Below are 13987 nucleotides of genomic sequence, written 5' to 3' on the forward strand. Positions count from 1 at the left end.
AGTGCCTATCGGCTACAAACCCCACAGGCACAATAGTTTCGTCACTCGCAAATAGCTTCTAAGGCATCTTCAATATCACCTGGTGTACTCATTATTTTCATAAAGGTACCCATAGTTAAATCTGGCCAATGTAAAGCGATTCTATATTTACCATGAAGCATTGTAGCTTTTTTACCTTGTAAAATTATTTCGTAAGGAAGTGCAGCCACATGAGCCTCTCCTATTTTAGGCAGAAAGTATGATTCCCCTTCCTCTTTACTTTCAAGGCCCACGCCAAATACAGCAACTTTCTTCTCTGGATATATAAGTTTGTAAACCAGCTTAGTTTTGGCTTTTCTAGCTGTCAAATTATTTTGAATTTTAATAATTCCTGTTTCAAAAGAATCAAATTCTTGTAATACTACAGGATCTGTAAAGTAAGGCATCATTATTTTATAGTGATACTTTTTAAGTTTATCTGCTCTTACAGAACCGCCAAAAGGCGTAAAATCATTTCCCAAGCTGGAGAGAGCAGTTTTTAAATCTTTAGAGAATTTCATATACGTCGTTTTATTCGCTTCATAATTCTCCATAAGATATGCTCTTAGAATATAATCTGGATTGGTGTAAGAAATATTAACATTACCATCTTTTTGTTCTAAACCTACCTTAAAAATTGCTGCTAGAGCGCCTCTATCTTTTACCTGAACTACAGTGAATTTCAAGGCATCATTGGTAAAAGCAATAACTTTTAATGCTGATTTACCTGAAGGATTATAAGATCCCAAGAGCTCAAATCCATTCGCTTTTAAAGCCATCTCGACCTTGTTAGCAACACTTTCAATAGACTCGGCAGATTTACCCACCTTAATATAAGGAGATATGTCCTGTCCAAAAGTGACTGATCCAAAAACTAAAAAGATAAGTAGTCCCAAAATTTGTTTTTTCATTGTACTATATGTTAGATATTAAGTAAAAGCTTGCCTTTTTCAAACAAAAATTTTTCTTTTTATAAAAGGAAATATAAAGAAACATCATCCGTGTGATAAAAAACATGATATTTATCACTACAAACTCATGTTAAAATGACTTCTCATTTGTTTATCTCAACTTAAATAATCTGGTATCAGTAAATTATACCAAAAGATTTCATTCAACTTTTGAAAAAATGTAATTTTGCAATTCAAAAAATTAGAGGATGCAACTTTCAGAACAAGAATTAGTAAGACGAGAAAAGTTAGGCAAATTGAGAGCGATGGGCATTAATCCTTACCCGGCAGATTTATATCCTGTAGATCACACTTCTAAACAGATAAAATCGGAGTATGTAGAAGGCAAGAAGGTTGTAATTGCTGGTCGCCTAATGTCTCGTAGAATTCAAGGTAAAGCTTCTTTTGCAGAATTGCAAGATAGCGAAGGTCGCATACAGGTTTATTTTAATAGGGATGAAATTTGTCCCGGCGAAGACAAGACTCACTATAATGAGGTCTACAAAAAGCTTTTAGACATAGGTGATTTTATAGGTATTGAAGGTGAACTGTTTACGACTAAGGTTGGTGAAAAAACAGTTATGGTTAAAGCGTTTAAAATATTAAGTAAAGCTTTGAAGCCACTACCTTTGCCTAAACAAGATTCAGAAGGTAATGTTTATGACGAGTTTAATGATCCTGAATTGCGTTATCGCCAACGTTATGCAGATTTGGCTGTTAATCCTCATGTAAAAGAAGTATTTGTGAAGCGTACAAAACTTTTTAATGCCATGCGACAGTTTTTTAACGATGCAGGCTATTTTGAGGTAGAAACTCCTATTTTACAACCTATTCCAGGTGGCGCAGCAGCAAGACCATTCGTAACACATCACAATACCTTAGATATACCACTCTACATGAGAATAGCCAATGAGCTCTATCTTAAAAGATTGATTGTAGGCGGTTTTGAAGGTGTTTATGAATTTTCAAAAAACTTCAGAAACGAAGGCATGGACAGAACCCATAATCCTGAGTTCACAGCCATGGAGATCTACGTTGCCTATAAGGACTACAACTGGATGATGGATTTCTGCGAGAAACTCTTAGAACATTGCGCTATCGCCGTTAATGGTACTACCGATGCTACTTTTGGAAAACATCAAATTAGTTTCAAAGCACCATACAAACGCATTACCATGCGCGATTCTATTTTAGAATACACAGGTTTTGATATTGCTGGTAAAACCGAGGATGAAATCCGTCAAGCCTGCAAAGAAATGGAAATTGAGGTCGATAATACAATGGGCAAAGGAAAGCTCATCGACGAAATTTTTGGTGAGAAATGCGAAGGCAACTACATTCAACCGACATTCATCATAGACTATCCCAAAGAAATGAGTCCTCTTTGCAAAGCGCACAGGGAAAATCCTGAACTGACAGAACGTTTTGAGCTCATGGTTTGTGGAAAGGAAATTGCCAATGCGTATTCTGAATTAAATGATCCTATCGATCAGCGTGAGCGATTTGAGCATCAATTAAAGCTTGCTCAAAAGGGTGATGATGAAGCCACAGAATTCATAGATTTTGATTTTTTAAGAGCACTAGAATATGGGATGCCACCAACCTCTGGAATGGGAATTGGCATGGACAGATTAGTTATGTTTTTAACCAACAAACAGAGTATTCAAGAAGTTTTGTTTTTCCCACAAATGAAACCTGAAAAGAAAAAAGTTGAGCTCAGCGACAATGAGAAAGCCATTTTCAATATTCTGAAAGCTGAAAAACGAATGGATTTATCAGAATTAAAGTCACAATCGGGTTTAAGCAATAAAGGTTGGGACAAGGGTATTAAAGGCCTTGGTAAATTAGGTTTAACTAAAGTTGAAAAAACCGAAGAAGGCCTTTTTGTGGAGCTGGTTTAAGATTAAATACAGCGTTAAATATAACAAGGGGTTATCTGCAGATAGTCCCTTTTTTCATTTCTATCATCCAGTGCAGTTATATAAAACTTGCTAATATGTTCAATTTTAGTAAATTGTCCAGACTTTTAGAGCTATATAACCAAAATGAAAAGATTTTCCTTATTGTTCCTTGTCATGTCTCTTATTACTTCATGCGAGAATGACGAACCCATCACTAGCATTGAAGCGCCGTCTGTAGTAGCAGAATTTCGGACAAACCTTTCTGAACTAAATCTATATGTCGATAATTTGAGTGATCTCCAAACAAATCCAAAAGTGCTACCTTATAACCTCAATACACCTTTATTCACAGATTATGCCCACAAACAACGCCTAATTGCTCTACCTGAAAACACTAAGATGGAGTTCAATGGAGATGGTTTACCAATTTTCCCGGATAACACAGTGATAGCAAAAACCTTTTATTACAATCTTGATGAGCGTGACCCTTCTTTAGGGCAACAGATTATTGAAACTCGTGTCCTCATAAAAATTAATGGAAATTGGGAGTCTGGAGACTATGTTTGGAATGAAGACTTAAGCGAAGCTACTTTAGATCCAGATGGCAGAATAGTTCCTATATCCTGGATTGACGAAAATGGAACAGAGCAGACCATTAATTATGAGGTACCCTCTAACACCGATTGCTTTACCTGTCACAGTTCTTACAACAACATGACACCTATTGGTCCTAAACTTAGGTCTTTAAACTTTGAAAGAAATGGCGTTAACCAATTGCAGGAAATCATCGATTTAAATCTTTTAGATGGACTTTCTAATTCTGATACCATAACAAGTCTCCCTAATTGGGAAGATGCCTCAGTTAGTTTAGAAGAAAGAGCGCGTGCTTACATGGATATCAATTGTGCACATTGTCACATACCCGGTGGTTTTTGTGAAGATCAGTCCACCTTGAATCTAGATTTCTCCACACCATTAAGCGAGTCAAATATCATAAACCGCAAGCAAAGTATTAATTTTCGTATATCGGAATTTAATGATGGCTTTAGTATGCCGTTTATTGGAACAACCATTTTACATGATGAAGGCATCTCTCTAATTCAAGAATACTTGGATTCCCTATAAAAAGGAGCGTTAAATAAATATTAAAGTCATTTCTTTAACATAAACATTGCTTCGGTAATGCGTATTTTCATGCGAATTTTTAAAACCGACTAACGTGAAGCATATTAACATTAGACTACTTTTCGTAGCACTAGCTTTTATGGCTTTTTCATGTAAAACCGCAGAAAAAGCAAGTAAAAAATCCAAATCTCCAGATGCCGCAGCCATGGCAAAACCACCAGGAAAAAAGCCTGGAAAAAACGATCCTCAACCCTACGATAAAGTAATTACAAAAGATGCCAAAAGTGACGAAGGTCTTTTTACCATTCACAGTTTAGATGATAAATTTTTCTACGAAATACCAGATTCATTATTCGAAAGAGAAATGCTTATGGTGACACGTATTGCCAAAACAGCGAGCGGCATTGGTTTTGGTGGTGGAAAACAAAACACACAAGTACTACGCTGGCAGAAAAAAGATAAAAAAGTTGTTCTAAGAGTCGTGTCTCACCAAGTTGTTGCGGCAGACTCCTTGCCTGTAAGCGAAGCGGTTGTAAACTCAAATTTTGAACCCGTCTTAGCAACCTTCCCAATTAAGGCTATTGGCAAAGACTCTACCAGCACCGTCATAGATGTTACACCTCTTTTTGAAAAAGATGTTAAAGCGTTAGGCTTCCCTCAGTCTAGACGACAGCAATATAGAATAACAAGATTAGAATCCGATAAGTCGTTTATCGAATCGGTTAAAAGTTACCCTCAAAATATTGAGGCAAGACACGTAAAAACATATGCGGCAGGGCGCCCGCCTTCCAATGCAAGTACAGGAAGTATATCATTAGAAATTAATAACTCCATGATTCTATTGCCTGAAGTACCAATGAAGCGTAGAATGTTTGACCAACGTGTAGGTTGGTTCGCTAGGGGCCAAGTAGATTATGGTCTTGATGCTCAAGAAAGTAAAACAGTGCGCTATTTAGATCGTTGGAGACTAGAAGTAAAAGACGAGGATATCGAAAAATTTAAGCGTGGTGAATTGGTAGAACCCAAAAAACCAATAGTTTATTACATTGATAGGGCTACACCAAAACAATGGCGTAAATACATAAAACAAGGTATTGAGGATTGGCAAGTAGCTTTTGAGGCTGCAGGCTTCAAAAATGCCATTATAGCCAAGGATCCTCCGACACCAGAAGAAGATCCGGAATGGTCTCCAGAAGACGTACGTTATTCTGTTGTAAGATATTTAGCATCTCCTATTCCAAATGCCAATGGACCTCACGTTAGTGATCCAAGATCTGGAGAGATTTTAGAAAGTGATATTAACTGGTACCACAACGTAATGACGTTATTACGCAACTGGTTCTTCGTCCAAACCGCAGCAATCAATCCTGATGCTAGGGGTGTAGAATTCAAGGAAGAAGTAATGGGTAGGTTAATACGTTTTGTATCTTCTCATGAAGTAGGACATACACTTGGCTTACCGCATAACATGGGAAGCAGCGTTGCATACCCTGTTGAGAAACTTCGTGATGCTGAGTTTACCAAAAAATATGGTACTGCGCCTTCTATAATGGACTATGCGCGTTTTAATTATGTGGCGCAACCTGGCGACGAGGGTGTTGCTCTAATGCCTAATATTGGACCTTATGATAAATATTCCATTATGTGGGGCTACAAACCTATTTTGGATGCTGAAACACCTGAGGATGAAAAGAAAACGCTTGATGGTTGGATATTGGAGCGTGCTGATGACCCAATATACCGTTTTGGAAGACAGCAATTTGGTGTTATAGATCCAAGTTCACAAACTGAAGATCTTGGTGATGACGCTGTATTGGCAAGTGAATATGGTATCAAAAACTTAAAGCGTATTGTTCCAAATTTAATTGATTGGACTGCTGAGGATGGTAAAAACTATGATGATTTGGAAACAATGTATGGGCAAGTTTTAGGCCAATTTAATAGATACATGGGACATGTAGCTTCCAATATAGGTGGTGTTTATGAATACTACAAAACCTATGATCAAGACGGTGCAGTTTATACACATGTAGATAGCGATCATCAGAAAAAAGCCATGAAATTTTTACAAGATCAATTGTTTACAACACCAGACTGGATGTTAGATAATAACATCTTTAATAAGATTGAAAGTGCAGGACATATCGAACGCGTAAGAGGTATTCAAACACGCACTTTAAACAATATGATGGATTTTGGCAGAATGCAGCGTCTTTTAGAAAATGAATCGATTAATGGAAGTCAAGCTTACGGACTTTATGACATGATGAAAGATTTACGTCGTGGCTTGTTTAGTGAACTACGCACTGGAAAAAAAATAGATATATATAGACGTAATTTACAACGTGCATACATAGAGCGTATGGAATTCATTATGACCAATGAGCAAACGTCTAATCTTCCACCAGAGTTTAGACGTCTATTTGGAGGAACACAAGTAAATGTGAGCCAATCGGATATTAGGGCCGTTGTAAGAGCTGAACTTAAATCCTTGCGTTCACAATTGCGAAATGCGCGCGGTGGCGATGCTATGAGTAGAATTCATATTGCTGATGCGTTGGAACGCGTCAATAATATTTTAGACCCGAAATAATAATAACATAAGAATTTAAAAAAAGGCTTCAATAAATTTGAAGCCTTTTTTTATTAAAGTACCACCTCCACGGCATTATTACAATTATCAAACTGAATAAGATTACTGTAACTAAATCCTTCCATTCAAAAAAACCAAACTCTTAATAATTTTTTTGTAATAATTATTTGTTAAAACCCATTTGAAGTTTAAACCTATTCTCTTTCACTTAGTCAAAGCGATATAACTTAAAACAATAAGATAATGAGAAATTTAGTAGTAATTGCACTGGCTATTCTAACAATGAGTGCCACTGCTCAGGACCGCAAACAAGATCGTAAAGGCCAACAGCATAGAAATGAAATAGTGAAAGATATGACGCCACAAGAAGTGGCCAATCTTAAAACCAAAAAACTTACATTAAAATTAGATTTAACAGATAAACAACAAAGACAAGTTGAATCAATTCTTTTAGAGCAGGCGGTTGATAGACAAAAGAAAAGAGAGGCGCATCAAAATAAAGAGGAGAAAGAAAAACCATCTAAAGAGGAATTTCTTAAAATGCAAAATGAAAGGTTAGATAATCAGATTGAAATGAAGAGAAAGATGAAGGATATTCTAACAGAAGAGCAATATGCTAAGTTTGAAAAAATGAAACCCAGAAAGCAACATAGAAAGGGTAAACGAGCAACTAAAAAATAAATCAAAATTCGATTTTGCTTTAAAAAGTATCGCTTAGGCGATACTTTTTTAATTAATTAAATAAAATTGTTATTTTAGGCTTCAATAATTAAATAATCCAATATGAAAAAAGTAATTGCGCTTTGCTTTTTTGCTTTAGCTCTATTTTTAGGTTCACAGACAATATCAGCACAAACCAGTATTATTGAAGTGAATAAAAAAGCCTCTGAAAGAACAGAAGAACTTAGAAAGTTTATAAAATTTGATGATAATCAAAGGAATCAAGTCTATGCCGCATATCAAGAGTATATGCAAGCTACCCTAGACTTAAAACAGGTTTCTGTTGTTGAAGAGGGTGTAAAAGAAAAAATAAACAAACTGCTAGACGATAAAATCAGAACTATTCTTACTGAAGAACAGTATGTTCGTTTTAAAGAATTCACAAAAGATTAATCAATTGTATTAAAGAAAAAAGCTTCGCATTAGCGAGGCTTTTTTTATAAAGTCTTTGCGATCTCTTCAACCGCAGCAATAGTTTCATTTAAATCCTGATAGGTCAGCGCATCCGTTATAAACCAGCTTTCAAATGCACTTGGTGCTATATAGATACCTCTATCTAACATACCATGAAAAAACGCCTTAAATGTGTCATTGTTACCTTTTGCGGCTGTATTAAAGTCAATAACTCTTTCTTCAGAAAAATGAACCGATATCATACTGCCTATTCGATTAACAGTATGTGTTACATTATTCTTATTTAATGCTTCTGTGATACCGGTATGTAGGTATTTGGTTTTTTCCTCTAAACGACTCATTAAGCCTTTATCTTCATTTATAGCTTTGAGCATAGCATAACCCGCTGCCATAGCCAATGGATTACCACTTAATGTTCCGGCTTGATAAACAGGTCCGTTTGGTGCCAATACATCCATAATTTCATTTCTTGAGGCAAAGGCTCCAACAGGTAATCCACCTCCAACAACTTTACCAAAACATACAATATCTGCATAAACATCTTTTAATTCCTGAACACCTCCTTTGGCTAATCTAAAACCAGTCATAACTTCATCAAAAATCAGGAGAATACCATCGCTATCACATATACTTCTTAATCCTTCCAAGAATCCTTTCACAGGAGGTATACAACCCATATTTCCTGCTACCGGCTCAACTATTATTGCGGCAATTTGATTCGGGTTGGCATCAACAATTTCTTGTACACTAGATAGGTCGTTATAATTTGCCAGTAAGGTATCCTTTGCAGTACCCTGGGTTACACCTGGACTATTTGGTGTACCGAAAGTAACTGCACCACTACCTGCTGCAATTAAAAAGGAATCACTGTGTCCATGATAGCAACCAGCAAACTTTATGATCTTATCTTTTTTGGTGAAACCACGTGCTAATCTTATGGCACTCATACATGCTTCAGTACCAGAATTTACAAACCTGATTTTATCTATATTAGGCACCATTGAAACTGCCAACTTAGCAATTTTTGTTTCTAACTCCGTAGGCATTCCAAATGATGTACCTTCCTTCGTTTTATCTATAACTGCTTCAACCACAGGAGGGTAAGCATGCCCCAACAACATTGGTCCCCAAGAATTTATATAGTCAATAAAGCGATTACCATCCTCATCGTAAACGTACGCTCCCTTTGCCGATTTTGCAAATATTGGTGTACCTCCTACAGCATTAAATGCTCGCACGGGAGAGTTTACACCACCAGGAATAACTGTCTTTGCCTCTTTAAATAAGGCACTACTTCTTTGATATAACATATATTAATTTGGAATCTTTAGCTCTTGGCCAATTGCCAAGTCATTTGAATTTAAATTATTCATTTCTTTAATCGCCTCCACAGTTGTATTATAACGTTTAGAAAGCGAATAAAGGGTGTCACCCTTTTCTACAATATGAAAGGATATACCACTATTAACTCTTACTCTATTTGGCTCTTTACCATTAAGTATTTCATCATCATATTTATACAATTCATAGCGTTCAATAAGGCTTATTAATTTTTGAGGATAACGCTTATCTGTTGCATAACCTGCCGCCCTTAGTCCTTTTGCCCATCCTTTGTAATCGTCTGGCCTTAGTTCAAATAGTTTAGCATAGCGTTTTCTGCCTGTTAAAAACTGAGAGTGATCTCTGTATGACAATTCTGGTTGGTCATATTTTCGAAAACATTCTTGAGACCTGTCATCATCATGATATATCTTTGCGCCTTTCCAACCATGGCATTTAATCCCAAAATGGTTATTGGCTTCAACAGCCAATCTGCCCCTACCCGAACCAGATTCTAATATTCCCTGAGCAAGAGTAATACTCGCAGGTATCTTTGAAGTAACCATTTGACTTTTCGCAATGCTCGCATATCTGGAAATGTAAGCATCAACAGAACTAATAGGCTCCGAAACAGTTCTTACTTCTTTTTCAGATTCATCTTTTGACACTGTAACTTCAACAGTTTTGTCTTTATCATGCTTCTTTTTTGTCACAATACCCTTTTTTGGTCCGCAACTAAACATCATCGCTATAACTATGCAAACAATTAAGTTATTTGAAATTTTCATAGTTCTATTAAGGGCAAATTCTTATCCTTTAGCTTTAGGTTCATTCCTTCTATGCCTTGCAATCCACCGGTATGAATTGCAAGAATTTTAGAATCCTTTGTAAAGTAATTTTTTTGGATTAAATCAATTATCCCAAACATCATTTTTCCAGTGTAAATTGGGTCTAAAGGAATTCCAAAATCATTTTTAAATTTATTTATAAACGTCACTAATTCTGGCTTTATTTTTCCATAACCGCCAAAATGATAATCCGTTATTAAATTCCAATTTTTTTGTTTTGCAAATTTACGAATATCTCTTTTTAAAAAATCACCTTTTAAGGCTGGAAATCCCAATATTTTTTGATGTGGTTTAGAGGCGTTAATCAATCCCGAAATTGTTCCTCCGGTACCTACGCAAACACAAATAAAATCGAATTGCGAGTCTGAATAATTTAAAATTTCCTGGCATCCTTTTACCGCTAATTGATTGGTGCCTCCTTCAGGAATCAAATAAAAGTCTCCAAATTTAGCTTTTAGATTGGAAAGAAAAGACATATTGTACTTGTTTCTATAGTCTTTTCTAGTGGTAAACATAAACTCCATACCACATGATTTGGCAAATTTTAAAGTAGGATTTGAATTTACTTTGTTGTAAAGTTCCTCTCCTCGAATTACACCAATAGATTTAAATCCTTTGTTCTTTGCAGCATAGGCTACGGCCGCAATATGATTAGAATAAGCACCACCAAAGGTTAAAAGTATTTCTTTGCCTTGATATCTAGCCTCTTCTAAATTATACTTAAGTTTTCTAAATTTATTGCCCGATACAAATGGGTGCAACTCGTCTTCGCGTTTAATAAAAAGGCCAACTTTTCCCCCTGTAATTATTGGTAACTCCTGAATTCTTGAAATTTCAATTTCTTTCATTATAAATCAAAAGTAATTTATAAAACCCCAAATTCTTCGTTTTTTTAAATAGTATAAATTTGCCTCATTCGTATATGCTTCCTTTTCAAATGAAATGGCCCTATACGCACCATGCCAATTTTTTGTTTTATAAAATCGAATTACAAATTCTAAAACATATATTGCGTAAAACGGAATTACAAGAAGCTCTAACTGCTGTCTTAAATGTATTTTTTCATGGTTAAGCAAAACATCATCTGTAATAAGTTTTTTCGACTTTAATATTAAAAAAGGAAATAGAGCAATACCTGTATAACCTTTAGGGACTATATATTTTGAAATTAGAATCACGATTTATAGGCTTCAAAAATCACACCAAATTACGTTATCTTTGTATATGATGAAGAAATATGTCCCAATTGAAGAAGGTGATTTTTATTATACACCGGAAGGCTACCGCTGTTTTACTGAACAATACCTTTTAAAAAGAGGATATTGTTGCGAAAGTGGTTGTCGCCACTGCCCATATGGCTTTAATAAAGACGCTCTAAAAACCAAGTGATGCAAGCAACAAAATTGTCATTTAAGGATCAAATTTTGGAAGGTATTCCGGATGCACTTCCTACTCCAAAACCTTATGATTTAAATATAAACCATGCTCCAAAACGAAAGGCTATCTTGTCTGAGGTTGAAAAAAAACTAGCATTGAAGAATGCTTTGCGCTATTTTGATAAAAAACATCATTCAGCACTACTCCCTGAATTTAAAGCTGAGCTTGAAACATATGGTCGCATATACATGTACAGGTTTAGACCTGACTATGAAATGTATGCACGACCAATCGAAGTATATCCGGCTAAATCAAAACAGGCAGCAGGAATTATGCTAATGATTCAGAATAATTTAGATTATGCTGTAGCACAACACCCTCACGAACTTATTACTTATGGTGGCAATGGTGCTGTTTTTCAAAATTGGGCGCAATATAGATTAACCATGAAATATTTGGCCGAGATGAATGATGAGCAAACACTGGTTATATACTCAGGCCATCCAATGGGACTTTTTCCTTCTCATAAAAATGCACCTCGCGTTGTGGTCACCAACGGGATGATGATACCTAATTATTCCAAACCAGATGATTGGGAGAAATATAATGCACTTGGTGTAACCCAATATGGCCAAATGACTGCTGGGAGCTATATGTATATTGGACCACAAGGTATCGTGCATGGCACTACCATTACGGTTTTAAATGGTTTTAGAAAAATCGGGAAAGCTCCAAAAGGACATTTGTTCGTGACTTCAGGCCTTGGAGGTATGTCTGGAGCACAACCTAAAGCGGGAAACATAGCTGGATGCATCACGGTATGCGCTGAAGTTAATCCTAAAATTACACAAGTACGCCTTGATCAAGGTTGGGTAGATGAAAAAATAACCAACTTAGATGTACTTGTGGCTCGTGTGAAGAAGGCGAAACTTGAAAAAGAAACTGTGTCTTTAGCCTATCTTGGCAACGTTGTTGATGTTTGGGAAAAATTTTATGAAGAAGACATTCATATTGATTTAGGCAGTGACCAAACCTCATTACATAACCCATGGGCAGGTGGTTATTATCCTGTAGGGCTAAGTTTCGAGAAAGCTAACCAGATGATGGCGAGTGAACCAAATGTATTTAAAGAAAAAGTCCAAGAAGCACTTAGAAGGCATGCAGAAGCAATAAACCGACATACATCAAGAGGTACTTATTTTTTCGATTATGGCAATGCCTTTTTGTTAGAAGCCGCTAGAGCAGGAGCTGATGTTTTATCGGACAGCAAAGAAATAGGAAAGGAATTTAAATACCCTAGCTATGTTCAAGATATAATGGGACCTATGTGCTTTGATTATGGCTTTGGACCATTTCGTTGGGTTTGTGCTAGTGGCAAGCCAGAGGATTTAGCAAAAACAGATGAAATAGCCCGTAATGTATTGGAGGAAATTATGAAGAATTCTCCAAAGGAAATTCAGCAACAGATGGCAGATAATATCAAATGGATTAAAGGTGCTCAAGAAAACAAACTTGTAGTCGGTTCGCAAGCACGAATCCTTTATGCCGATGCAGAGGGCAGGATAAAAATTGCAGAGGCATTTAATAAGGCCATCGAAATCGGTGAAATTGGCGAAGTAATATTGGGGCGTGACCATCATGATGTTTCAGGAACAGATTCACCATACCGCGAAACAAGTAATATATATGACGGCTCGCGTTTTACCTCAGATATGGCTATTCAAAATGTCATTGGTGATAGCTTTAGGGGCGCAACTTGGGTAAGTATTCACAATGGCGGCGGCGTTGGTTGGGGCGAGGTAATTAATGGTGGATTTGGTATGATTCTTGATGGTACTAAAGAAGCATCACAACGTTTAAAACAAATGTTATTTTGGGATGTTAACAATGGTATTTCCAGAAGAAGTTGGGCACGAAATGAAGGCGCCATTTTTGCTATAAAACGTGCTATGGAAGCAGAACCCAATCTCAAAATTACACTACCAAATATTGTTGATGATGGATTATTTGAAAACATGTAAAAAAAGCGATATGAAAAATTTAAAAAAATTTCACGAACACTCTCCATTACGAAATGTCGTGAGTAAAAGACTAGCAAGATTTATCCCAATTCTAGTTTTTGCATTAGTTTTATCCTCTTGTAGCACAGTAAGAGTTGCTGCAGACTATGACCGAGAGGCTAATTTTGATCAATACAAAACCTTCGCCTTTTTTAAGCCAGGTATTGATAAAGCAGAAATAAGCGATATTGACAAACGAAGAATTTTAAGAGCCATTGAAAGCGAAATGATGGCCAAAGGATACACCAAATCCGAAAATCCAGATGTGCTTATAAGTATGTTTACAAAATCCAACAAAAGAGTAGACGTATTTAATAACGCCTGGGGTGGCTGGGGCTGGGGTGGCTTCGGCGCCTGGGGCTGGGGCTGGGGTCCTGGTTGGGGTTGGGGACCTGGTTGGGGCTGGGGAGGCAACCAAGTTTCCACAAGAACTGAAGGGATGCTGTACATTGACATCATTGATAATGCACAGAAAGAACTGATTTGGCAGGGCTCAGGTACCGGATTTTTGGAAACCAGAAACATAGAAAAGAAAGAAGCAAGAATTAAGGAATTTGTTCAAAAAACCTTAGAACAATTTCCTCCTGAACTTTAGGGAAAATGATTTATAAATAAGGCACCATTATTTGGTGCTTTTTTTTTGCAGTATTTGTTCTTTAGG

The 13987-nt window shown here is 36.4% G+C and carries 13 protein-coding genes; 8 read left to right on the top strand and 5 right to left on the bottom strand.

Features of this window, described 5'->3' with window-relative positions:
- Positions 1-41: 41 nt before the first annotated feature.
- Positions 42-929, bottom strand: coding sequence for a hypothetical protein (locus LBU54_RS11730; protein WP_224529832.1), 888 nt, complete (start codon positions 927-929; stop codon positions 42-44).
- A gap of 248 nt (positions 930-1177) precedes the next feature.
- Here LBU54_RS11730 and lysS point away from each other — a divergent pair, with 248 nt between their 5' ends.
- The 5 genes from lysS to LBU54_RS11755 all read left to right on the top strand — a co-directional run bounded on the left by lysS (position 1178) and on the right by LBU54_RS11755 (position 7700).
- Positions 1178-2869: a lysine--tRNA ligase gene (gene lysS, locus LBU54_RS11735; protein WP_224529835.1), complete on the top strand. Its 1692-nt coding sequence runs from the start codon at positions 1178-1180 to the stop codon at positions 2867-2869.
- Positions 2870-3013: 144 nt separating this feature from the next.
- Positions 3014-3994 (top strand): hypothetical protein, encoded by a 981-nt coding sequence (locus tag LBU54_RS11740; RefSeq protein WP_224529838.1) that lies wholly within the window; start codon positions 3014-3016, stop codon positions 3992-3994.
- Positions 3995-4133: 139 nt separating this feature from the next.
- Positions 4134-6587 (top strand): zinc-dependent metalloprotease, encoded by a 2454-nt coding sequence (locus tag LBU54_RS11745; RefSeq protein WP_224530325.1) that lies wholly within the window; start codon positions 4134-4136, stop codon positions 6585-6587.
- Between the two features lie 243 nt (positions 6588-6830).
- Positions 6831-7268, top strand: a complete 438-nt coding sequence (locus tag LBU54_RS11750; RefSeq protein ID WP_224529841.1) for a hypothetical protein — start codon at positions 6831-6833, stop codon at positions 7266-7268.
- Between the two features lie 102 nt (positions 7269-7370).
- Positions 7371-7700, top strand: coding sequence for a hypothetical protein (locus tag LBU54_RS11755; protein WP_224529844.1), 330 nt, complete (start codon positions 7371-7373; stop codon positions 7698-7700).
- Positions 7701-7744: 44 nt separating this feature from the next.
- Here LBU54_RS11755 and hemL read toward each other — a convergent pair whose 3' ends face one another.
- The 4 genes from hemL to LBU54_RS11775 all read right to left on the bottom strand — a co-directional run bounded on the left by hemL (position 7745) and on the right by LBU54_RS11775 (position 11067).
- A complete protein-coding gene (gene hemL / locus LBU54_RS11760; protein WP_224529847.1) occupies positions 7745-9031 on the bottom strand; it encodes a glutamate-1-semialdehyde 2,1-aminomutase in 1287 nt (428 codons plus the stop codon).
- A 3-nt stretch (positions 9032-9034) separates the two neighbouring features.
- Complete coding sequence (locus LBU54_RS11765; protein ID WP_394370858.1) at positions 9035-9754, bottom strand: glucosaminidase domain-containing protein; 720 nt, start codon at positions 9752-9754, stop codon at positions 9035-9037.
- A 71-nt stretch (positions 9755-9825) separates the two neighbouring features.
- Positions 9826-10737 (bottom strand): 1-aminocyclopropane-1-carboxylate deaminase/D-cysteine desulfhydrase, encoded by a 912-nt coding sequence (locus LBU54_RS11770; RefSeq protein ID WP_224529851.1) that lies wholly within the window; start codon positions 10735-10737, stop codon positions 9826-9828.
- 6 nt (positions 10738-10743) lie between these two features.
- Positions 10744-11067 carry a hypothetical protein gene (locus LBU54_RS11775; RefSeq protein WP_224529866.1) on the bottom strand — a complete coding sequence of 108 codons (324 nt, stop codon included), beginning with the start codon at positions 11065-11067 and terminating at the stop codon, positions 10744-10746.
- 49 nt (positions 11068-11116) lie between these two features.
- Between LBU54_RS11775 and LBU54_RS11780 the strand changes: the two genes are divergently transcribed.
- Genes LBU54_RS11780 through LBU54_RS11790 form a run of 3 tightly spaced genes read left to right on the top strand, consistent with a single transcriptional unit; the run spans position 11117 to position 13921 of the window.
- Positions 11117-11278: a DUF5522 domain-containing protein gene (locus tag LBU54_RS11780; protein WP_224530330.1), complete on the top strand. Its 162-nt coding sequence runs from the start codon at positions 11117-11119 to the stop codon at positions 11276-11278.
- 14 nt (positions 11279-11292) lie between these two features.
- The gene (locus LBU54_RS11785; RefSeq protein WP_224530331.1) at positions 11293-13287 is read left to right on the top strand and encodes a urocanate hydratase; all 1995 of its coding nucleotides are present in this window, start codon (positions 11293-11295) and stop codon (positions 13285-13287) included.
- Positions 13288-13297: 10 nt separating this feature from the next.
- On the top strand, positions 13298-13921 hold the full coding sequence (locus LBU54_RS11790) for a DUF4136 domain-containing protein (protein WP_224529868.1): 624 nt from the start codon (positions 13298-13300) through the stop codon (positions 13919-13921).
- Positions 13922-13987 lie beyond the last annotated feature (66 nt).

The sequence above is a fragment of the Winogradskyella alexanderae genome (genome assembly GCF_020166335.1).
In the GTDB taxonomy this organism is placed as follows: Bacteria; Bacteroidota; Bacteroidia; order Flavobacteriales; family Flavobacteriaceae; genus Winogradskyella; species Winogradskyella alexanderae.

Bases quoted from the DNA above. Each gene is read 5' to 3' on its own strand.
- LBU54_RS11730 (WP_224529832.1), bottom strand. From the start codon at position 929: ATGAAAAAACAAATTTTGGGACTACTTATCTTTTTAGTTTTTGGATCA.
- LBU54_RS11790 (WP_224529868.1), top strand. From the start codon at position 13,298: ATGAAAAATTTAAAAAAATTTCACGAACACTCTCCATTACGAAATGTC.
- LBU54_RS11745 (WP_224530325.1), top strand. From the start codon at position 4,134: ATGGCTTTTTCATGTAAAACCGCAGAAAAAGCAAGTAAAAAATCCAAA.
- LBU54_RS11780 (WP_224530330.1), top strand. From the start codon at position 11,117: ATGAAGAAATATGTCCCAATTGAAGAAGGTGATTTTTATTATACACCG.
- LBU54_RS11740 (WP_224529838.1), top strand. From the start codon at position 3,014: ATGAAAAGATTTTCCTTATTGTTCCTTGTCATGTCTCTTATTACTTCA.
- LBU54_RS11755 (WP_224529844.1), top strand. From the start codon at position 7,371: ATGAAAAAAGTAATTGCGCTTTGCTTTTTTGCTTTAGCTCTATTTTTA.
- lysS (WP_224529835.1), top strand. From the start codon at position 1,178: ATGCAACTTTCAGAACAAGAATTAGTAAGACGAGAAAAGTTAGGCAAA.
- LBU54_RS11750 (WP_224529841.1), top strand. From the start codon at position 6,831: ATGAGAAATTTAGTAGTAATTGCACTGGCTATTCTAACAATGAGTGCC.
- hemL (WP_224529847.1), bottom strand. From the start codon at position 9,031: ATGTTATATCAAAGAAGTAGTGCCTTATTTAAAGAGGCAAAGACAGTT.
- LBU54_RS11770 (WP_224529851.1), bottom strand. From the start codon at position 10,737: ATGAAAGAAATTGAAATTTCAAGAATTCAGGAGTTACCAATAATTACA.